General features: G+C 60.2%; 16 protein-coding genes. 12 read left to right on the forward strand and 4 right to left on the reverse strand.

The window, feature by feature from the left end; genetic code table 11:
* Positions 1–12: 12 nt before the first annotated feature.
* Positions 13–708: a dienelactone hydrolase family protein gene (locus K3166_RS12845; protein WP_221422583.1), complete on the reverse strand. Its 696-nt coding sequence runs from the start codon at positions 706–708 to the stop codon at positions 13–15.
* Positions 709–819: 111 nt separating this feature from the next.
* On the opposite strand from K3166_RS12845, the gene K3166_RS12850 reads away from it, so the two are divergent.
* The 12 genes from K3166_RS12850 to K3166_RS12905 all read left to right on the forward strand — a co-directional run bounded on the left by K3166_RS12850 (position 820) and on the right by K3166_RS12905 (position 18,115).
* A complete protein-coding gene (locus tag K3166_RS12850; protein WP_221422584.1) occupies positions 820–1,086 on the forward strand; it encodes a DUF6489 family protein in 267 nt (88 codons plus the stop codon).
* Positions 1,087–1,101: 15 nt separating this feature from the next.
* Positions 1,102–2,376, forward strand: a complete 1,275-nt coding sequence (mnmE, locus tag K3166_RS12855; RefSeq protein WP_221422585.1) for a tRNA uridine-5-carboxymethylaminomethyl(34) synthesis GTPase MnmE — start codon at positions 1,102–1,104, stop codon at positions 2,374–2,376.
* Positions 2,377–2,437: 61 nt separating this feature from the next.
* Positions 2,438–4,291, forward strand: a complete 1,854-nt coding sequence (gene mnmG / locus K3166_RS12860) for a tRNA uridine-5-carboxymethylaminomethyl(34) synthesis enzyme MnmG (RefSeq protein ID WP_221422586.1) — start codon at positions 2,438–2,440, stop codon at positions 4,289–4,291.
* Positions 4,288–4,920, forward strand: coding sequence for a 16S rRNA (guanine(527)-N(7))-methyltransferase RsmG (rsmG, locus tag K3166_RS12865; RefSeq protein WP_221422587.1), 633 nt, complete (start codon positions 4,288–4,290; stop codon positions 4,918–4,920). The genes mnmG and rsmG overlap by 4 nt, the downstream gene beginning before the upstream one ends.
* Positions 4,917–5,708, forward strand: coding sequence for a ParA family protein (locus K3166_RS12870; protein WP_221422588.1), 792 nt, complete (start codon positions 4,917–4,919; stop codon positions 5,706–5,708). The genes rsmG and K3166_RS12870 overlap by 4 nt, the downstream gene beginning before the upstream one ends.
* On the forward strand, positions 5,705–6,643 hold the full coding sequence (locus K3166_RS12875) for a ParB/RepB/Spo0J family partition protein (RefSeq protein ID WP_221422589.1): 939 nt from the start codon (positions 5,705–5,707) through the stop codon (positions 6,641–6,643). Before K3166_RS12870 ends, K3166_RS12875 begins: the two co-directional genes overlap by 4 nt.
* 147 nt (positions 6,644–6,790) lie before the next feature.
* The gene (locus K3166_RS12880) at positions 6,791–9,376 is read left to right on the forward strand and encodes an ATP-binding protein (protein ID WP_221422590.1); all 2,586 of its coding nucleotides are present in this window, start codon (positions 6,791–6,793) and stop codon (positions 9,374–9,376) included.
* Positions 9,373–9,744 carry a response regulator gene (locus K3166_RS12885; RefSeq protein ID WP_221422591.1) on the forward strand — a complete coding sequence of 124 codons (372 nt, stop codon included), beginning with the start codon at positions 9,373–9,375 and terminating at the stop codon, positions 9,742–9,744. The genes K3166_RS12880 and K3166_RS12885 overlap by 4 nt, the downstream gene beginning before the upstream one ends.
* Positions 9,745–9,770: 26 nt before the next feature.
* Positions 9,771–12,329: a poly-gamma-glutamate biosynthesis protein PgsC/CapC gene (locus K3166_RS12890; RefSeq protein WP_221422592.1), complete on the forward strand. Its 2,559-nt coding sequence runs from the start codon at positions 9,771–9,773 to the stop codon at positions 12,327–12,329.
* A 1-nt stretch (position 12,330) separates the two neighbouring features.
* Positions 12,331–13,101 carry a hypothetical protein gene (locus tag K3166_RS12895; RefSeq protein ID WP_221422593.1) on the forward strand — a complete coding sequence of 257 codons (771 nt, stop codon included), beginning with the start codon at positions 12,331–12,333 and terminating at the stop codon, positions 13,099–13,101.
* A complete protein-coding gene (locus tag K3166_RS12900; RefSeq protein WP_221422594.1) occupies positions 13,098–13,955 on the forward strand; it encodes a hypothetical protein in 858 nt (285 codons plus the stop codon). The genes K3166_RS12895 and K3166_RS12900 overlap by 4 nt, the downstream gene beginning before the upstream one ends.
* Positions 13,952–18,115 carry a hypothetical protein gene (locus K3166_RS12905; protein ID WP_221422595.1) on the forward strand — a complete coding sequence of 1,388 codons (4,164 nt, stop codon included), beginning with the start codon at positions 13,952–13,954 and terminating at the stop codon, positions 18,113–18,115. The genes K3166_RS12900 and K3166_RS12905 overlap by 4 nt, the downstream gene beginning before the upstream one ends.
* On the opposite strand, the gene K3166_RS12910 is transcribed toward K3166_RS12905, so the two are convergent.
* The 3 genes from K3166_RS12910 to K3166_RS12920 form a co-directional block, all read right to left on the reverse strand.
* On the reverse strand, positions 18,116–19,012 hold the full coding sequence (locus K3166_RS12910) for a hypothetical protein (RefSeq protein WP_221422596.1): 897 nt from the start codon (positions 19,010–19,012) through the stop codon (positions 18,116–18,118).
* A complete protein-coding gene (locus tag K3166_RS12915; RefSeq protein WP_221422597.1) occupies positions 19,009–19,758 on the reverse strand; it encodes a response regulator in 750 nt (249 codons plus the stop codon). The genes K3166_RS12910 and K3166_RS12915 overlap by 4 nt, the downstream gene beginning before the upstream one ends.
* Positions 19,759–19,820: 62 nt before the next feature.
* Complete coding sequence (locus K3166_RS12920; RefSeq protein WP_247714658.1) at positions 19,821–20,606, reverse strand: glycine zipper 2TM domain-containing protein; 786 nt, start codon at positions 20,604–20,606, stop codon at positions 19,821–19,823.
* Positions 20,607–20,664 lie beyond the last annotated feature (58 nt).

Consider the following 20,664-nt stretch of genomic DNA (forward strand, 5'->3'; position numbering starts at 1 on the left):
CTGGGCCTGCCCCTAGCCCAAATGTTCTGCGAAGAATTTGCTGGTGCGGGAATCTGCAAGGTTGGCTGCTTCTTCGCTCCTGCGCTTGCCGAACTCGGTCGCGAATCCGTGATCGAGGCCTTCATAATCGTGCAGAACCACCTTTGGATGGTCATCCAGGCCTTCGTGCATGGCTTTCTGGGTGGCCTTGTCCACAAATCCATCTTCGGTCGGAATGTGAAGCATCAGCGGGTTGGCGATGGCGTGCTTTTCGTGGAGCAGGTTGTCGATGCCGACAGCATAATAACCGACCGTCGCATCGCTATCCGTGCGTGCCGCGGTCATGTAAGCCAGCCTTCCGCCGAGGCAGTAGCCCACTGCTCCAACTTTGGCGCAACCTTGGGACCGGGCAAATTTTATCGCCGCTTCAATGTCGCGGATCCCCTGGTCCTGATCGAACTTTCCAAACAGATCCAAAGCCTTGTTCATCTCCGGCTCGATGTCGGGGTCCAGTTCGATGCCGTCTTCGAATTGCCAGAACAAGTCAGGTGCCACTGCGAGATATCCGTCCTCGGCCAGCTTGTCGCATTTGCGGCGTATGCCGGCGTTAATCCCGAAAATCTCCTGAATCACAACGATCGCTGCCTTGGGTGTGCCAGCCGGGCGCGCGACATAGGTGTTGAAGCTGTTATCCCCGTCCAGGGTGGAAATCGTGACCATCTCGCTCATGCGTGTACTCTCCATTTATCGAATGCGGGCCTAGCGCTTGCAGTGCAGGACTGGCAAACCCAGATAATGCCCATCTCAGATGTGTTCTGAGCACTCAACGGAGGAAACGCGATGAAGGTCCATATCGAAATCGACTGTACGCCGGAGGAGGCGCGGACCTTCATGGGCCTGCCAGATGTAGGCAAGGCCAATGCCGTCTATGTCGACATGATGTCCAAGGCGATGAAAGGTGTGTCGAGCACTGATCAGCTGCAGGAATACGCCAAGCAGCTCGCGCCGATGGGGCAGGCTGGTTTCAAGCTGTTCCAGAGCTTCATGGAAGGCGCGAATGCGGCACGCACATCGCCCAAATCCACCAAGTCTTCGGACGACGATTAATTCTGACACTCCTCGATGACTGACACGATTTTCGCCCTGTCCAGCGGGTCGCCGCCCGCTGCCATCGGCGTAATCCGGATTAGCGGGCCAAACGCTGTTGCGGCTCTTGAGCAGTTGAGCGGAGATTTGCCCGAGGCCCGGCGCGCAGGTGTACGCAATTTGCGGGATCGCGAAGGGCAAGTGCTCGACCGGGCGTTGGTCATCTGGTTCGACGGGCCAAGGACCGCCACGGGCGAGGATATCGCCGAAATCCATTGCCATGGGGGAAGGGCGGTAGTCTCGGCCCTGGAGACAACTCTATCGGGAGTTTCCGGCGTTCGCAAAGCTGATCCGGGCGAATTTACGCGCCGGGCCTTTGCAAACGGCGTGATCGATCTGGCAGAGGCTGAGGGGCTGGCAGATTTACTTACAGCTGAAACCGAGTTGCAACGCCGCGCCGCGCAGGCATCTGCCGGCGGCGGGCTATCGCGCAAGGTGGATGGATGGCGAGACCGATTGCTGCATCTTTCTGCGCAAGTCGAAGCTGCGCTGGATTTCTCAGATGAGGACGATGTTGAGGCACTCCCTCCGGGATTTGCCGAGCAGACCAGCGAGCTTGCCCAAGATATCCGGTCGGCGTTGAATGCACCAAGGGCTGAAAGGCTGCGGGATGGCATCAGGGTCGTGCTCGGCGGGCCGCCCAATTCGGGAAAATCATCTCTTTTCAACGCACTGTTGGACGAGGGCGCAGCGATAGTTTCGGCAGAGGCGGGAACAACGAGGGATGTAATCGAGCGCCCGATCGCCTTTGCGGGGATACCGTTCATATTGGTCGATACTGCCGGCCTGCGCGAAAGCGGCGCGGGCGAAATCGAGACGATTGGTATTGGCCGGGCGCGTGAAGAATTTGAGCGTGCCGACATCGTCCTCTGGTTGGGGCCAGAGGGGGAAGGCCCTTCAGGTTCGCTCGAAGTGGCAGCAAAAAGTGATGTTGCTGGGTACGGTAAAGACAGCGCGGTTTATTCGGTTTCGTCAGCAACCGGTTCTGGCGTCGCTGATTTAATTTCCGGTCTGATCGATAGGGCGCAGCAAATTTTGCCAAAGCCGGGATTGGCTGCATTTAACCAACGACAGGCGCAAACCTTGGCGGAGGCGCTGGATGCCATCGAAGGTATTTCGGTGACTTCCGACACCCTCATTTGCGGCGAAAGGCTCCGATTGGCTCGGCGCGCTCTGGATCGTTTGCTCGGACGGCATTCGACAGAGGATGTTCTGGATGCACTGTTCGGGCGCTTTTGCATCGGCAAATAGTGTTCCACGTGGAACAATCGGACCTTTGACCTGCCAGCATTTGTGAATTATCGGCGCAGTCATGCAATCCTTCCAAGTCCTGATTATTGGCGGCGGTCACGCCGGCGTAGAGGCGGCCTGCGCGGCCGCACGCATGGGCGCGCATGTTGGACTGGTCAGCTTCGATCTTACCAAGGTTGGTGCGATGAGCTGTAATCCAGCCATTGGTGGATTGGGGAAGGGCCATTTGGTCCGCGAAGTTGATGCTCTCGATGGAGTTATAGGCCGCGCAGCCGATGCTGCTGCGATCCACTATCGCATGCTCAACCGTTCTAAAGGTAGCGCGGTGTGGGGCCCACGGATTCAGGCGGACCGGCGGCTATTTCACATGGCGGTGCAAGGTATCGTCCGAGAGGAGCCTAACCTTACCCTGATCGAAGGTGAGGCTGCTGCATTGCTGCTACGCGGCGGGGAAGTAGCTGGCCTGGAACTGGCTGACGGGACGTCGATCCTGTCCGATACGGTGGTATTGTGCACTGGGACGTTCCTTGGCGGCACGCTGTTTCGCGGCGAGGAGAGATTTGAGGGTGGACGGATCGGTGAAGACGCCGCTCGCCGCCTTGCTGCCCAATTACGCGAGGCAGAGCTTCCTATGGCGAGGCTGAAAACGGGAACTCCGCCGCGCCTCGATGGGCGCACTATCGATTGGGCGCTCTTGGAGGAACAGCCCTCTGACGATGAACATTGGACTATGTCCTCACTGACCGAACGGCGTGTCAATCCTTCAGTGTTTTGTGCGATTACCCGCACAAATGAATGGGCTCATGATCTCATTCGGGCGAATCTCGAGCGATCACCGCTCTTCTCGGGCGCGATTGGCGCGGCGGGACCGCGGTATTGCCCGTCAATTGAAGACAAGATTCACCGGTTCGGTGATCGCGATGGGCATCAAGTATTTCTAGAGCCTGAGGGTCTGACCACGCACTACGTTTACCCCAATGGCATCAGCACTTCGCTCCCTACCGACGTCCAACTCGGGATGCTCCGAACGATGGCTGGTTTGCACCGCGTCGAAATGGAAGTGCCCGGTTATGCGGTTGAATATGACCATATCGACCCGCGTGCATTGTTCTCATCGCTCGAGGTGCGCCGCATTCCGGGCCTGTATTGTGCCGGCCAGATTAACGGCACAACCGGCTACGAAGAAGCCGCAGCGCAGGGCCTTGTCGCTGGAATGAATGCCGCAGCAAAGGTGTTAGGAAAAGAGCCCGCCGCGCTCGATAGGGCAAATTCCTATATCGCAGTAATGGTCGATGACCTCACTCTGCAGGGGGTCACCGAACCTTATAGGATGCTGACATCCCGGGCAGAGTACCGTTTGCGCCTTCGCGCCGCGAATGCGGATACGCGGTTGACCCCCTTGGGAATAGCTGCGGGCTTGGTTGGGAAGGAGCGGACATCCTGGTTCGAAAAGCGCAGCGCGCGGCATGCTTCGTTGAATGCGCTTCTCCAGTCGTCTGTTTCCGCCAAGGAATTGAATGACAACGGGCACAGGGTCCGGCTTGATGCGGGCGTGCGGCCGGCCACTGAATGGTTGAGGGGTGGGCATATTGCTGTGGCGGATCTGGCCGACCTAATCGACGGAATTGATCAGACGGATCCGCTGGCTATCGAACTTGCCGAGGATGCGTTCTACGCCCCTTATCTGGAAAGACAGGATGCGGAGCTACGAGATCTTCGCGCCGGCGAAGGCCTAAAGATACCAGAGGGATTTCGCTACGACGCTGTGCCCGGCCTTTCAAACGAGATGAAAGAACGACTGTTAGCCGCGCAACCGGGCACACTGTCCGCCGCTGGCCGAATTTCGGGAATTACGCCCTCTGCATTAGCCGCGCTGATGGTGCACGTGAAACGCGCCCAAGGAGCCAATGCATGATTGAAGGCGAAGCTCAGGCTCGTGAATACGTGGGCAAGTTTACTACAGATGAGGGTCTCGCCCGGCTTGACCGGCTCGCTGCAGCACTGTCGGCCGAAAACGAAAGCCAAAATCTCGTCTCGAAAGCTTCGCTCGCACAGGTATGGGTCAGGCACTTCGCAGACTCTGCCCAGCTGTTGGAACATGTTCCACGTGAAACACACGGTCCATGGTTGGATCTCGGTAGCGGCGCAGGATTTCCGGGATTGGTGCTTGCGGCCTTGCGGCCTGACACCAAGGTAATTCTTATTGAATCGCGAAAGCTGAGAATTGACTGGCTCTCCACGATGAAGGCCGAACTCGGCCTCACGAACTGCGTAATCGAAGGTCAGAAACTACAGAACGTCGAAGCGTGCGAAGCGGGAATAATCTCCGCCAGGGCCTTTGCTCCGCTGGCAACGCTCCTCCGGTTATCCGCACGCTTCTCCACAGCGCGAACACATTGGGTGTTGCCCAAAGGGCGTTCTGCAGCGCAAGAAGTGCGGGAGCTACCTAAGAGCGATCGTCAAATGTTCCACGTGGAACAATCTTTGACTGACGCAGATGCCGGAATCGTCGTCGGCAAGGGTAAGGTGAGGGAAAAGGCATGATCACGGTCGCAATTGCCAATCAGAAGGGTGGAGTGGGCAAAACCACCACCGCCATCAACATCGCCACTGCAATGGCCGCGACTGGCTGGAAAACGCTTCTCGTTGATCTCGATCCTCAGGGTAATGCTTCCACCGGTATGGGCATCGACAGCTCGGCGCGGGGCAATTCAAGCTACGACCTGCTGCTCGACCAAGGGACTTTGGCCGACTGCGCGCAGCCCACTGAAATTCCGGGCCTCGACATTGTCCCCGCGACACAAGATCTTTCGGGTGCCGAGATTGAGCTGGTTTCAGTGGACGACCGTACCTCGCGCCTCAGCAAGGCTTTGTCCCAATCGGGCAGGGGTGGTTTCCCCGGTTACGATATCTGCTTCATCGATTGCCCGCCATCGCTCGGTCTTTTGACGCTGAATGCCCTGGGGGCGGCAGACACTCTGCTCGTGCCGCTGCAATGTGAATTCTTCGCGCTAGAGGGTCTCAGCCAGCTTTTGCAGACAGTCGAGAGGGTGCAACAACGCTTTAATGCTGATCTGGGCATCGTCGGCATAGCGCTCACCATGTTCGATCGGCGCAACCGTCTGACGGACCAGGTTGCTGATGATGTGCGGGATTGCCTCGGTAATCTCGTCTTCGAAAATGTTATCCCGCGTAATGTACGCCTGTCGGAGGCACCCAGCCACGGGATGCCTGCGCTCGTTTACGACCACAATTGTCCCGGCAGCCGCGCCTATATCGGATTGGCGCGTGAGCTGATTGGAAGATTACCTGAGAAGAGGAAGGCTGCATGAGCCAGGCAATCGATCGCAAAAAGAAGCTAGGCCGCGGTCTCGGCGCTCTCCTTGGTGAAGTGCAGCGTGAAGAACCGTTGGTTCAAAAAGATAACGATCGCAATCAGTTGGGCGATACGGAAGTGCTGACCCGCACCACCGGTTTGAGCGATATCGCGGTGGCGGATATCGAGCCACTACCCGGACAGCCGCGCACGCACTTCGATGACGCGGCGCTCGATGAACTGGCAGCATCAATCGCTCAGCGCGGTGTCATTCAGCCGATTATCGTAACGCCGAAGGGCGGGGGACGTTACCGCCTTGTGGCTGGCGAACGCCGCTGGCGCGCCGCACAGCGCGCCCGATTGCATCACATTCCGGCCATCGTGCGCGAGCTGGATCAGCGCGAGGTCCTCGCGCTCGCTCTGATCGAGAATCTCCAGCGGGAAGACCTCAACCCTCTGGAAGAGGCGCGAGCGTATCAGACGCTTGCCGATGATGAAGGCATGACCCAGGCCGAGATTGCTGGCCTAGTTGATAAGTCCCGCAGCCACGTGGCGAACCTGCAGCGCCTGCTGGTTCTGCCGGAAGGTGTGCTGGGATTATTGGCTTCCGGCAAACTTTCCATGGGCCACGCCCGCGCATTGATCGGGAATGACGATGCGGTCGCCATCGCGGAACGCGCCGCAAAGGAAAACCTGTCCGTCCGCGAGGTCGAGAAACTTGCCCGGGGCGCCAGTCGGCCCAAGAAAGAGCGTCAGGCCACTCCCAAAATCCCCGAAGCAGAAACCGACGCCGACATTGCCGCTGTGCAAGGGCATCTCGAGGAGTTTCTTGGACTTCCGGTCAAGATCAGAACCGACGATACGCCGAGCACCGGGACAGTCACGATCCGCTATCACACACTCGATCAACTTGACCTGATCTGCCAGCGTCTGACCGGCGGCGACATTTAAGCCGTCGCGGTTTTACGCCCATTCGGGTGATATCTGCGCCTTGGCCTGTTCCAGCGCTTGTCGCGACGCGGCTGGCATCCTAGCCAATCGGGTGAAGTAAGCGGGATCAGGCTTGTGCCGAAGGAGCAGCAGAAATACTCGGGCGCTATGCTCCGCGCCGTTCTACGCGGCCAGCGGCTCGCTCCGCTTGTCCTCGTCGATTTTCTCATACTGGCTGTAGTAACGGCGATCAGTTTCCTGCTTGCCCAGACTACTCTGCTGAGTGTGATGGACGGGTTCGCATACGATACGGCCACCAAATACGAAGTCGCGCAGCCACCGAAGACGCTCCTTATCGAACAAGATGCCGACTTCTTGTCCGGCAGCTCGAACCCCCCCGGCGATCTTGTAGATGGCGCCAGCGCCAGCGATCTTCGTGCGATAGGTTTTTTTGAGATAAATCAGGATGATATGGCGCTTTCGAGCGTCGGAAGAGTGTCCATACCAGCAGTCTTCAAGCTTCCCGCAGAGAGAGTGCCTGCAAAACTGGCCTGGCAAATGCCCGGCGCAAATGATGTGATATCGGCTGGAGGCACCCCGGTGCCGGCTGTCTCGCTTCCACCGCGCTACGGAATACACAGAGCCTTGCTGCCCCAGGTTGAGGGGGAAGCGGGGCCGCTTTCGCTGTTTGAAGCAGCGCTCTCAGGGCGCGGCGATATAAAAGGGCTTTACTGGCCGCGAATGCCCAAGGGGCAGAACATTCCCCGCATTACCGCATCACAGCTTGTTGCGGGCAATTTCGCAGCAGGTGAGCTGACGGGTCTGACCGCAATTGTCCTCCCGGCCGGGGTGGAGGGGCAAACCACTATTGCGACTTCGCTAGATCCCGAGGGAAGATCTGCAACCAGAGCGGTATTGGCGGCCCACGCGGTTCAATCCTTGCTCGACCGACGAGAGGTGCAGCCCGCGAGCACCTTGCTAGCGCTTCTTGTCATCCTGCTCGCCGCTCTGCTGACACTGTTTCTGACAGAATTCGCTGCAAACCGGCGAAATTTCATAGTGTTACTACCGGCTACGGTCTTGCTGGCACTCGCCGGCGGATGGATTGTTCTCCAGACCCTCAACATCATGATCCCAATTTCAGGAATTGTTGTTGCAGTTCTTCTGGCGTGCACCGCAAAGGCATCCGCTATCCAGTGGCGCCGCGAACACCGGCTGGGCGGAACTATCGATAGCGCCATCGACTTGGCTTTCAGCCGCAGCCTGTTTCAGGATGCTGCCAAGCTTCCCAAGCAGTTCGAAATATTGCCGGAATTGCTCGGCCTGCCGCGCACAGCCATTTTCATGCGGGACGGCCATTCCGGTAATTGGCGGTTCGAACATGCGAGTGACGCTGGCCAGGAAGATGTTGACCTTGTTTCGGCCGCTTCGCGCAAAAAAATGCGTGAGGTGGCGTCAGTGCGGCGCCCGATTAATGCCGGGCCGCTCACGCCAAACTGGGGTGAGGGGACGAAGGCCGCGCTCCTGCCATCCGGCGATGTGGAATATCTGCTGCTGTACGAATTACCGAGAGGTAAGCGAAGAAAGCACGTCCGCAAGCTTCTGGCAGATTCGATCATCCGTGCACGGGCGATGCGGCATTGGCAGCATCGCCTGCTTGCCGATAGCGATGCTGGCCAGACACGTATAACCCTCGAACAGCGGGTGCAAAGCGCCGCAAACCTGATTACGCTTCAGGGAAGTGAGCTTTCCGGAGGGTTGGAGGCGCTGGACACGGGCGTGTTCGTTTTCCGGCAGCTGGGCCTCCCGGTCCATGCAAACCGCCAGATGCGCGAAATTCTTTCGCTTGCCGGCATTTCACCTGAAAGCACCGTCGTTTCCGAGGCTCTTGTAGCCCTTACCGACCTTGATCACCCACGCGTGACAAGCATGATCAGGGATGTCTTGCTCCATGGTAGCGAGATGCGCGTGCCGATGCGCGATCTTGGCGCGCGGCAACGCGTATTGCGCCTGGGACTGTTTGCCAGCGACGGCGATAGGGCCCAGAGCGTCATAGTTCTCGAAGCGATTGATGTAACCGAATTGGACCAACTGGCCGAGCTGCGCCTCGCAGTCGGTACATTCATCGACCGCCAGCTTCGCAACGACCTTGAGGCGATCAGCCTCGGAATCTCGCTGGCCGCCGATCCCCGGCTGAAGCGACCAGCGCTCGAACGGACGGTTGACCGGATAGCTGCTGTTGCAAGCCGCGCAATTGGCCGCCTCGAGGAGGTGCGCAGCCTGCTCGAAGATAGTCCTGGCGATTCGACTGCGCCCTACTATCCAATCGAGGCTCGCAATACTGTGCAGCAGGCGATTGATCGCGCGGCCCCCTTTGCCGAGGAGCTGGGGGTTAGGATTGCCGCGGATCTTCCGGCGCTGAGTGGTTTCAGTCTAGCAGAACCGTTGATGCTCTCAGACATGATCGAGGCAATGTTGCGCCTGGTTATTGCCGACACGTCAAATGAAGACGAGGTGTCGATTTCGGTCGAAGAGGCAGAGGAAACCACGCGGATTGCCATTTCGGGCGGCTTCGGACTGCCGTTTGACCGCTTCTGCGCGGCGCTGGAAGCTTCTCCAGGCGAAGTGCCGGTGGAATACCAGATTGCGCGGGCAGGAATGGACGAGGCTATCCAGTGGAAGGCCGCTGTTACCTATTACAGTTCGGCTGGCGGCGGGTACCGGTTCGACATCAAACTGAGGCGGATTGGATGACTGAAAAGTCGATATTGCTCATCGATGATGATGAATTGCTGTGCGACATGGTCGCGCAGTTGTTGGAGCTCGAGGGCTACTCGGTGGCAGTCGCCCATGATGGCCGCAAGGGTCTGGAAATGGTCGGCCAGATGCAATTCGACTGCATTTTGCTGGACCTCGTGATGCCCAAGATGGACGGCCTGCAATTCATGCGCCGAATTGCAGAAGAAATGCCCGGCCACCCCCCAATCGTGGTCATATCCGCTTCAGTAACCAACGATATTCTAGCCGAGGGCCGCGATTTTGGCGTTCGGGGGATGATCCGCAAGCCTGTAACCGCGCAAGATCTGGTAGCTGCGATAGAGAAGGTCACTGCCGATGCCTGAGGGCAGCTGATCATGAAGGTCGCGCCTTGATCTTGTCGATCTTCCCTGAAGGCGGGCTGGCCAGCTCTGTCATTACCACCGTCTGGGTGGGTGTGCTGGTCCTATGCTTCTTCAACCTGCGGTTCGGCTGGGTCCTTTCGGGACTGGTCGTGCCGGGCTATGTAGTGCCGCTCCTGGTGGTCAAGCCGATGGCGGCGCTGGTGATCACGGTAGAAGCGATCCTCGCCTACTGGATCGTGTGGATTTTCTCGGAGAAGTTGGCGCCGGGACGATGGCCAGCCCTGTTTGGGCGCGACCGGTTCATGGGCCTGATCCTGGCGAGCGTGGCGGTCAGGTTGTCGATGGACGGATTGATCCTGCCCGAACTTTCCGAGTGGCTTGCGACCAATTACAACCAGCGCCTCGACTGGCAGAGCGATCTCCAGAGCTTCGGCCTCGTGATCATATCGCTTCTGGCCAACCAGTTCTGGAAGCCCGGTTTGGCCCGCGGCCTGTTCTCGATGATCGTGGTCACCGCCATAACCTATCTGATCGTGCGCTATGGCCTGATGGAGTTCACGAATTTCCGCTTGAGCGCGGTAACGTACATGTACGAAGGGCTTGCCAGTTCGATCTTGGCCAGTCCGAAGGCCTACATGATCCTAGTGCTTACTGCGCTCTATGCCTCGCATATGAACGTCAAATATGGCTGGGACTTTTCGGGTATCCTGATCCCGGCCCTGATCGCGCTGCAGTGGTATCAGCCCACCAAAATCCTCACATCCTTTGCCGAAGCGGCCGTAATCTATTTCATCGCGCGCCAGCTCCTGAAAACCCCTTGGTTGCAGAACGCGACCATTGAGGGGGCAAACAAGATGCTGCTGTTCTTCAATATCAGCTTCGTGCTCAAGCTCATTGTCGGCCACAGCCTCGTGCTGTTGGCATGGGACGTGAAGACGACCGATTTTTATGGCTTCGGCTACCTTCTCTCCACGCTGTTGGCGATCAAGGCGCACGACAAGGACATCTTCCCGCGCTTGCTGCGTTCGACACTGCAGGTGTCCGCCATCGGTGCGATCTTGGGCAATCTTGCCGGCATCGCAGTAGCTTTTATCCTTCCCGCAAGCGCAGCCCAGGCCGGGGGTGAGCGGGAAGCTACGATCGAACGCGAACAGGACCTGCTGGTTGGCGCAATCGGGGATGCAAGGTTGCGCCGCGCAACTTTGGCCGACGGATCGCTGGACAGCGCATCGGCACAGGGCCTCGCAGATGCACTGGAATTGCTGGGGGCGGGACTGCCCCCGGTCGCCGCGGGATTGGCCGGGCGAGCAAACGGCTGGCAGGCTGAAGCCTTGCCTGCTGGGCGGCTCGCCTTGCTACGCATGGACGGACGCGGCAGTGATTTGCTTGTTCACGATCAAACGGCACCGTCCGAACTGGCCGTGGTGATAGAGGATCCCGGAGCGCAGCCTGGTCTCGGGTTGGCGGCTGCCAAGCTGGCTCGGCAGCTTGGGGCAAAGTGGCTCGTCATCACCACTCCGCAGCTCGCAGGCGCAGGCACCCGGCCGAGCGTGTTGCAGACATTCAGGTCCAAATGGCGCGGACCGGTTCTCTCCATCCAAGCGGGTTCGACCCCCGGCGCGCGCGTCGAATTGGCAGACGGCAGCGGAACGCAGCTGGATATCGCATCTCTCCGCGAAGTCTTGCCAGATGTTGAAATCGGACTTGCGGCCATGCGCCGGACAAATGCAGCTGACGTCGAAGCGCCAGCCATACTTACGCTGCCTGCACAATCCATCAGGAGGATGCTGCGCATTGGCCTGGAGGAATTCCAGCAACCGGATCGTCCGTGCCGCGCTTTGGACCACGCAAAAGGTTCCGCAAACTTCACGCAGCCGGCACAGCGCGTCTTCCTGCGTGACGAGGTGCTCGCACCGCTCCTCGAAGAGCGGCAGGATGATGGCGACCTAGTTATCTCGCGCGCCGCTTCCCGCGCGCTTGGTCTGGACCTCTACCGGTGTAGCGAAGCAAACTCTCCGCTGTTGGCGCTGGTTGGTACGCAGGATCAGGGGCGGGCTATTTTTGATCTATCCGGGAGGCCGGACAGGATCGTGATGGCATCGCTTCGCGAGGAGGTCGGAGGAAGCGATGGTAGCACTGCGCCGTCCGCCCGGATCATGCGCGATGCAGCATTTGCTTTTGCGCGATCGTCTGACGCCAGCCTGCTCGTTTTTGCCCCGCGCGAGCTGGGATATGACGGAAGCCAGGCGACGATGTTCGGCACGATTGCGCAAACCGCAATCGATCAGCTGGGTGACCGACCCGCATTGGCCCTCCAGATACGCAGCTATCCCGCCGCCGATCTCGCAGCGCTCGCCGCCGGAAGGGTTGTCGTGTCGACCGACAGAGTGGCGTCGCAGTCAGCAGAGAGCCGTGAGATCATCGGCATCGTGCAGGACGGGGGATTCGACCCGGTCCTTGCCGAACGGTCGCGCGAATGGGCCGGATTCGAAGCGTTTTCGCAGACGGCATTGCTCTATCTCAATCATTCGCTGAACAAGCGGTATGCGGTGCTCTATGTGCCGACTACGGCGGGTAAGCGCTGATATGCGCCTGTCCTCGCTCGGCAAGGCCTTTGGTGCAGCGGCAGTTTTTCTGGCCGCTTCGACGGGCGTGTTCCTGTCCAGGGATGCCCTTGCTCCGCTTTTCATTCGCGATGACACCGCGGACCGCCGAGAGCTTGGCGGCACCTCTCGTACGCTTGTTTACCAAGTGCCGCGCGATGAAGTGATACGCTTCAATCTTTCACGGCCATCGACCTTGGTGCGCATCATATCGCAGCCAAACATCCTGCCCGAAGATTGGACGAAATCGGATAACTGGATTTACGGGTTCAAAGTCATTCTCCGGGATGCCGGGGGCGCGCCCGTATTGGAACGGGATGTATATTCGCGCGCCCTTCACCCAAAACGGTTGAGGCCTTTTAAAAGGCCGGTGCGTTTCCGGCTGGATAGCGACGTGCCAATTGCCCTGCGGGATGACGTGGTGATCGCTGCCGACCGCCCGGTGTCCACCATGGAAATGGTTGCATTGGCAGATGCGGACCCCGCAGTGCTCAGCATTGATATCCAGGCCTATGAGCGGCTTCCGTTTGTGGGGAACACCGCCCTGGCAGCGTTCAGGCGCCGCTCGGCATCGGAGCAGGCGGTCCTTGCACGCGCCGATGCTCTTGGCCCCGAATTGATGACCGACCAGGAGCGCGCCGCCCTGATGACCAATCGCTGGCGGGCCCTTGGCCCTGCGGGAATCGCGGGTCGCGATTATACCGTCGGCGTGGTTTATGAGCGACCCTTCGAAGTTGACGAGGAGGAGGAATGAAGCGGCCTGTGCGCCTATGGCGCTGGGGCGCGGTCCTGACCATCGTGGCTGCTGCAATCATCCTTGCATCCCAGTTATTTCGGCCGCTCCGCGATGCCGGTGGCTTCGATGTGCCGACCCCGGCGCAGGCACGGCAGGCGCAGGCAGCATTTCTGCGCGCATTGGAAGGAGAGGATGCCGCGCCACAAGGGCTTGTGGCTGGCCCACTCGAGGGGCGGCGCGGCGTTACGGCTCTTGTCGAAGCGGACGGCGATTGCCGGGGGAGGGGCGAATATCTTTTGCGCTCCGGAGCCGCTCTCCCGCTCGCCATCGTTGCGCCGCACCGCGGATCGGACAGGAACACCGGCACCCTGGCGGATCAGCTGTTCGCAGAACTGCCCGCTGCAGCGGCGGCGTGGAACAGTGCACCAAGGAACCCGAGCGGTACGTGCCCCGGCGGCGATCCGGCCCGGCACGAAACGCATTACCTGTCGGCATTCTCGCTTGCCTTTGCGCAGCACCGGCCTGCTGGACGCATCGTGCAGCTGCATGGGTTCGAGACGGCGAAGCGTGAAAGTCGCGCGGCGCAACTCGCCGATGTGATTGTCAGCCAGGGAACTGAAACGCCCGGCACAGGCCTCTTCCGGCTGGCGGATTGCCTCTCGGTCGCCCTCGCACCGCGCGAGGTGAAGGTCTATCCAAACGATGTCGAAGAACTCGGGGCCCTGACAAATCGGCAGGGTAGAGTTTTGCGCGATGCAGGCTTCGATGCCTTTGTGCACCTTGAAATGTCCGCCGAATTGCGCGGCGAGCTGGTCGAGAATGCAGAACTTCGTTCGAGATTTGCGCTCTGCCTGTCCGCGGGGCTGGCATGAACGAGGAGACGGTTCCCACACTCAGCGAAGCGATGTCGCTTGGCATCGCTGCACCGCTTGCGCCAGTTTATGACGATCTGGCGGCTGAAGTAGCGGCTGCTCCCGCACCGGGCATTGGCGGCTGGCGCGGCCACTGCTTGCGCCTCGCCTTGTTTGCGAGCGCGCAGATGGAAATCATCGAGCGGTTCAATGCCGATGCAGCCTTGTTCAATGCCCGCTTTGCCAGCGTTCAGGACGAGGCGGAGCGGCAGGCCGCCATCCTCGATTTTGCCGAGAAGCTCGGTGCGGACAAGGCCAGGCTTCGCAAGGACAAGCGCGCAATGGGCGCATGGTTCGATGGCGATGCGGCGCTCGAGCGTTATCGCCGCCGGGTAGGTGAGCGTGAACGGGCGATGGCACACGCCGCCGAACGCGCCGGACTGATGGCTGCAAGGGCGCTGCAAGCGGGCGAATGCGCGATCTCCGACGCGGTACTCGCCCGCGATTTCGCCTCGATGCTCGACACGGTTCGCAGCTACCGCGCAGAGCCGCGCGTGCGGGAGGCTGCGCATCAGTCCTTGCGCCACATCGCCACGTCCAGCGTGGACGAACTTGATGCATTCTGGATTGAGACTGCGCTCAGGGAGACCCGGCGGGTTGCCCTCGATTGGCGCGAGTCCGTTTGGACGCAGTGCGCGGCGCTGGACACGTTAGCGATCATTTCGCCTGACGGCTTTCGGTCAGTGCTGGCCAAGCGTCTTGCCAGCGATGCCAAGGCGGATACGCCTGTGCGGCAGGACAATCGCCTGTTCGTGAGGCGGCACCTTGCGCGGCTGCTGGCGGCACGCGTCGACGGTGATACGAAGCTCGTCCGGGCCCTGGAAATGCTTTCGCTCGATGGTGAGGGCGCTGTCAGGCAAGCCGTAGCAGAGGCGATCCCGTCATTGCCGGTCGACCTGGCCAAGGCAATGACGACCAGGTTGCGTATCGACCGCGACCCGCAGGTGCGCGCCCAGTTGTTCGCCGATCCTGTTGCCATGGCTCAGGCCTGCGGTGCGCGGCGGTATGCTCCGCATATCCTGCGCGTCCTATCGCGTGAGAGGAACGAACTCGTCCTGCGGATGGCAATGGATGCAGGCTGGCGATTGTGCGAGCATCTGAGGACAGAGAGTGCGGAGGACTTTCTCCACATCCTGCCCGACTTGCAAAAGGCCCTGATCGACTTGCGTGAACGAGTTGAGGAGCCGAAGATCCGCCGCTGGGCTGGCGAGGCATTTGAGCGCCTGTGGCTCCTGAGCGACGAGGAGGCGCTGGCGATCGCCTCCGAAGCGCGCGATGCCGGGGCAAGATTGCGCGAAGGGCAATCGTGCAAGGTCGCTGCGCTGGGTGCAGATGTCATGGCCGATCCGGACAAGGTCGGGCGCGCATTGGCGGTGCTGGCCCAGTCGGATTTCGGCTACGATATTACCGAACGCCGCAAGCCCACGCTGCAGCGCGGCGACCGCCTTACCCGCAAGCTGTGGCGCACCTTGTTCGAGCTGCGCCATTCGGCGACCGACAAGCGCCAGGCGTTCCTGCATACGATCGGCCGAACGCACGAAGGCACGATTTCCGCCCCTTCGGCCCGGATGGCCGAGCTGGCGCCCACCAAGGTGCCGGGCGAACCACTCTTCCAATCTGAGGACGGCAACTGGCGCAATTGGCTGCCGCTGGTGGACCATGTGCTGTCGGCAATCGACATGGGCAGGACAATCCGTGTTTTCAGCAGCGAGGGCATCACCGCGATCGTTCCGCCCACGGGGATGGTGGCCCGAATGCGTGCATCGTGGCGGATCGCTGGCAGGTTCGCCGAATTGGCCGATCTGCGAAACCGGACCGGCCACGAATTCGTGCGCGCGCTTACCGAGCATGATGTGGCGATCACGTTCGAGCCTTATGAGGCACCGCGTGGGCTGCAGCGCGAAGAAAAGTACCTTCCGGCAGATCCCTCCGTCGTCCGGTTTTTCTCGCTCGCTGCTCCGCTGGCGCTAGTTCCAGTGCTGTGGGGCGACTTCGTGTCGTATGCGGCGACGGTCTTCACAAATACTCTCGGCCAGCTCGCCCTGTTTCTTGCTGCCGTATGCATCTGGTTTTTCGGCAGGCATATCTTCCTGGGCCAGCACGCGCGCCGGGTGCGAAATTCGATCTCGCTGAGTTTGGGAGGATGGGGCACACGCGGAAAGTCCGGTACCGAACGGCTGAAGGCAGGCTTGGTGAACGCCCTCGGCGCACCGCTCGTATCCAAGACAACCGGCTGTGAGGCGATGTTCCTCAACGGGGAGGCTTTCGGCGACCTGACCGAGATGTTCCTGTTCCGCCCCTATGACAAGGCGACCATCTGGGAGCAGTACAATCTCCTCAAGATCTCGCGCGGGCTGGGGGCGAGAGTGTTCCTGTGGGAATGCATGGGCCTCAACCCGTCCTATGTGCGCGTGTTGCAGCGTGACTGGATGCGCGATGATATCGGCACGCTGACCAACACATATCCTGACCATGAAGACGTCCAGGGACCTGCAGGACGCGACATTCCGGTAGTGATGACCGAATTCATTCCCGAGAACTCGATTTGCCTGACGACAGAAGAGGAAATGCTCCCCATCCTGATCGAGGGCGCGGAGAAGGTGGGAACCCGGATGCGCGCGGTGAACTGGCGGCAAGCGGGCCTTGTTCACCAATCCCTGCTCGACCGTTTTCCCTATGCGGAACACCCGTACAACATCGCTCTGGTTACGGCGATGGGCGATGAAATGGGGCTGGCCCACGATTTCTGCGTCAAGGAGATGAGCGACCGCGTCGTCGCCGACCTTGGCGTATTGAAGACCTATCCGCGCAGCCGTGTCGAAGACCGCACCCTCGAATATGTGATGGGCAATTCCGCGAACGAACGCTTCGGTGCGATGGGCAATTGGACCCGGATGGGTTTTGCCAATCACGACCTTGGCATTGATCCGGAGATCTACATCTCGACGGTGGTAAACAACCGCGCCGACCGGGTCCCGCGCAGCCGCGTATTTGCCCGCATCCTCGTGACCGACATCGCGGCTGACAAACACTTCCTCATCGGTTCGAATATCGACGGCCTGCTCGGCTTCATCGAGGAAGAGTGGAATGACCATGCGGCAGGCTTGAATCTCGCAGAAGAGGGCAAGGACCCCAACGACTTGCTGGCCGCATGGGCCAAGCGCCAGCGCGTGCCATTGCAGCGGGAACAACTCACCGGATTGCTTGCCGCCATGATCGAGGGCGTGGCTGGCACAGCCGATCACGGTGCAGTAACCAAGGCTATCGAGAGCGGAACCGAAGAGGCTTTGTGCGATGCGCTCGTGCCGGAGCGCAAGGATGCGATCCTCGCCCATTACCATCAGCTTGCGGGGTACTTTGCGGAATACGAAAAGTTGCGCGGCGCAATTTCTTCCTCGAGCAATCCCGGTTCGCACAACGAGGAAGTGCGGGCCTTCCTGCGCCGTGTTTTCATGGCGAAGCTGGTCCCGGTGCGCGATTTCTACATCAAGGGTGAACAGATCATCCGCCTGATTGCTGCTAGTTCCCCGCCCGGGCTAGTGAACCGCATTATGGGGATGCAGAACATCAAGGGCACCGGCCTCGATTTCGTTTATCGCTGGCAGGCATGGGAGGCGGTTAGCAAGGCTTGCGACCAGGCGCTTGATGAAGACGAAGCGACAGCGGCGAAGGGCATCTCCCAGCTCGCGACTTTCCAGGAATTCGGTGTGCTGAGCGAAAAGCGGGTTGCCGAGACGGTGGAAGCAGCCTTGTCAGCTGGCCAACTCCCGCAGGGCATAACAACGCCGCAGGTGGAAGCGATCCCGCTGCGTGTCGCAGAACAGATCGCAGCTGTCCCGGACGCAGCGCTGAGTGGCGATTCAGGGACAAGCTACACGAAAGGTCCGCTCGAGTGGCTGCGCGGGTGGTCCCTGGCGTTTATGGAGGGCCTGCTGGACGGCGGCGATGCCGTGCGCCGCCGGCGCAAGTCCGACCGGATCTATGCTGCGCTCGTTGCCGAACAAATCAGCAATCCGCGCGCTGCGCTGGAACTCAAGAAACTGACTTCGCGCCAAAAGGGCGGCTGGCTGGCCAATGCATTCGGTGATTTCGCCGGCCGCGCGTTTCGCAAGCGGCGCTAGCTAGAAGCGATAACCCACGCGCAGGTCAAAATACGGCGCATCTTCGGTATATCGCGGATCGTTCGAGCTGCGGAACTGGTAAGCTGCCCGCAAGCGTGCCTTGAGGCCATTTGATTTCCCGTAAGCCAAGCCAATTTCCGGCTGAATGTAGGAATCGCGTCTCAGCTCTCCAGCAGGATCATCCAGGACCCGGCGTTCGTCATAGGTCCAGTCGCGATATTCAAGCTGGGGGCGCAGGCGCCAGTTTTTGCCGCTGTCGAGCGGCAGGCTGTAGCCGGCGCGGACCATGTAACGCTCGTATCCCCGGCGGGGGTGGTCGGAATTGATGTCCTCGGCCCGCAGTTCGACGCGCGCCCAGTGCCAGCTGGCAAAGCGGTAATTATATTGTGCGTCATAGCGCATGCCATTGCCGGTGGAGGGCGTGACGCTCTCGTACTCGCGTTCGCGATATTGGGCGCGGAGGCGGACACGGTGGACCTTGTCTTCATATTTGACCTCGCCGCGAATGGCGTCCTGGTCAGTCTGGCGCGCCTCAAGCGTAACGATGTCCTCCCAGTGTCCGGCGCTGACGGCCACGGAGAGATTGTCGCTGATTTCTTGCGAGACCGTTACGCTGGCTGACCCGCTTTCGCGGGTGTTGCGCGTTTCTTCGGAGAAATCGAAAACCTCCGCGCCAAGGTCGAACTGAACTTCGGTGCGGCCATTCGTCCATTGGAAAGCAGCATCGACACTGACCCCGGCACCGCTGGATTCGATGTCATCGCCGTCGATAATAGTGCGGTCGCTTTGAACTGCGCGCGCCTCAAGCTCGACCCAGGCATCGACACCGTCTTGCGCCGAGGCGGGCACGTTAAGCAGGGCAGACATCGCCCCGAGAGCAATCATCATGCGCTTCATGCGACGGCTTTCAGCAGATCGAGTGATCGTGAAATTGCTCCGCGGAGGCCGTCAGGCGCTGCTCCTTCGAGCAGCGATTCACCCTGAGACGCAGCAACGCTGAGATCGGTTTCGCCGAACGAGCCTGCGGTGCCGGCCAGCTTGTGCAGATGTTCGCGCAGTTCCGTTGCGATTCCCGGAGCCAGGTGCCCAGCGGTGACAGCAGTCTCGAACCGCTCGAGCACTTCGATCTTTCGCAAGTCATAGCGGCGGCGCAGCGCATCGCTGGGTGTACGCCGGCCGCGATGCGGCTTTTTCGATCTACCGGGTGCCCACGCATCTATGCAGGCGGAAAACTCTGCCAGTGACACAGGCTTTGAGAGGTAGCCCTGCATTCCCGCGCGGAGATACTCACGCACTTCCGCGGGATCGGTTGCCGCTGTGACGGCAATGATCGGCAATTGAGAACTGTCGATACCCTCGGCCCGCAGCCTCCTGGCTGTTTCGGATCCAGTAAGGACGGGCATCATCGCATCGAGCAGCAGGAGGTCATACGCCTTGTCCAGCTGCTGGGCGCGGTAGATCAGATCGATTGCATCAAGGCCGTTACTGACAGTGTCGACCCTGCAACCGAGGCGCTTGGCCATCATTGAAATAAGTTCGCTGGCGATGACATTGTCTTCCGCCAGCAATACGCGCACGGGCTCGCCCTCCGGCTCGGTGACGGGACTAGGTTCCTGTCCTGATTTTGATTCGCCCTTCGACATCAATGCCGGGACTAGGGCAATGTGGTTAATTTCCGCCTAAGCAACCGGGCGGCGTTGCGGCCTCAATCAGAGACTTCAACCTCCACCTCGCGGTACACTGCCCTTTGCGGGATGGTGATCGTGACTGGCACAAGCATGTATTCCTGACCATAATAGGCTGGTACCGTCTGCAATTCGCCGCTGCGCGCGCTTTCCATGTAATCGTCGAGATAGGCTTCGCACTCGCCATATGCCGATGCGCTGGGCTGAGGATCGCCTTCGAGTGCATCGCCGATAGCGGCACCTGCCAGCGCCCCTGCACCTGCGCCCAGGACCGTACCAACAGTGCGGTTGCCCCGGCCAGCTATGCGGTTTCCGGCAAGGCCGCCCAAGGCGGCTCCTGTAAGGGCGCCGATGATCTTTCCGCGGTCGCTTTCCTCATAGGTCGAAAGGCGGTCACGGCACTCGGCAAGCCACTGCTCGCGATTAAAACTCACGATACGCGCACCGGCCGGAACCGGTAGCGTTTGCATATCCCGGCCACCGCGATCGCCATGGTGAGGGGCCTGTCTGCGAATATGATAAGCGTGCGGCACCTGACCGTCGCGTGCGTAGTCGGCGCCCGCCGCTCGCATATCATCTTCGACGATCACGCGCCGGATGACGACGGGCTGGCGTCGGGCGGGGATGACGCGCTGTGCCGGAAGGACGTCAACGTCTTCGATTTCGATAACGATATCGGCGGCCTCTTCTGCCGGAGTCGCGATCACGTATTCACCAGCCTCGGAATTAACCTCCGGATCCTGCGCGACAGCTGGCGAGGCGCAGCAGGCGGCGATGCCGGTCAGGAAAATGGCGTGGCGGTTCATGTCGTGACGCTCCGAAAGGTGAGTCCAGTTCTGGGACTTAAACTATCATTGCTCGGAG

Origin of the sequence: Qipengyuania psychrotolerans (assembly GCF_019711355.1) — a bacterium.
GTDB lineage: Bacteria > Pseudomonadota > Alphaproteobacteria > Sphingomonadales > Sphingomonadaceae > Qipengyuania > Qipengyuania psychrotolerans.

Excerpts from the sequence above, each read along its gene's own strand:
- K3166_RS12845 (WP_221422583.1), bottom strand. The coding sequence starts at position 708 with ATGAGCGAGATGGTCACGATTTCCACCCTGGACGGGGATAACAGCTTC.
- K3166_RS12850 (WP_221422584.1), top strand. The coding sequence starts at position 820 with ATGAAGGTCCATATCGAAATCGACTGTACGCCGGAGGAGGCGCGGACC.
- mnmE (WP_221422585.1), top strand. The coding sequence starts at position 1,102 with ATGACTGACACGATTTTCGCCCTGTCCAGCGGGTCGCCGCCCGCTGCC.
- mnmG (WP_221422586.1), top strand. The coding sequence starts at position 2,438 with ATGCAATCCTTCCAAGTCCTGATTATTGGCGGCGGTCACGCCGGCGTA.
- rsmG (WP_221422587.1), top strand. The coding sequence starts at position 4,288 with ATGATTGAAGGCGAAGCTCAGGCTCGTGAATACGTGGGCAAGTTTACT.
- K3166_RS12870 (WP_221422588.1), top strand. The coding sequence starts at position 4,917 with ATGATCACGGTCGCAATTGCCAATCAGAAGGGTGGAGTGGGCAAAACC.
- K3166_RS12875 (WP_221422589.1), top strand. The coding sequence starts at position 5,705 with ATGAGCCAGGCAATCGATCGCAAAAAGAAGCTAGGCCGCGGTCTCGGC.
- K3166_RS12880 (WP_221422590.1), top strand. The coding sequence starts at position 6,791 with ATGCTCCGCGCCGTTCTACGCGGCCAGCGGCTCGCTCCGCTTGTCCTC.
- K3166_RS12885 (WP_221422591.1), top strand. The coding sequence starts at position 9,373 with ATGACTGAAAAGTCGATATTGCTCATCGATGATGATGAATTGCTGTGC.
- K3166_RS12895 (WP_221422593.1), top strand. The coding sequence starts at position 12,331 with ATGCGCCTGTCCTCGCTCGGCAAGGCCTTTGGTGCAGCGGCAGTTTTT.
- K3166_RS12900 (WP_221422594.1), top strand. The coding sequence starts at position 13,098 with ATGAAGCGGCCTGTGCGCCTATGGCGCTGGGGCGCGGTCCTGACCATC.
- K3166_RS12905 (WP_221422595.1), top strand. The coding sequence starts at position 13,952 with ATGAACGAGGAGACGGTTCCCACACTCAGCGAAGCGATGTCGCTTGGC.
- K3166_RS12910 (WP_221422596.1), bottom strand. The coding sequence starts at position 19,012 with ATGAAGCGCATGATGATTGCTCTCGGGGCGATGTCTGCCCTGCTTAAC.
- K3166_RS12915 (WP_221422597.1), bottom strand. The coding sequence starts at position 19,758 with ATGTCGAAGGGCGAATCAAAATCAGGACAGGAACCTAGTCCCGTCACC.
- K3166_RS12920 (WP_247714658.1), bottom strand. The coding sequence starts at position 20,606 with ATGAACCGCCACGCCATTTTCCTGACCGGCATCGCCGCCTGCTGCGCC.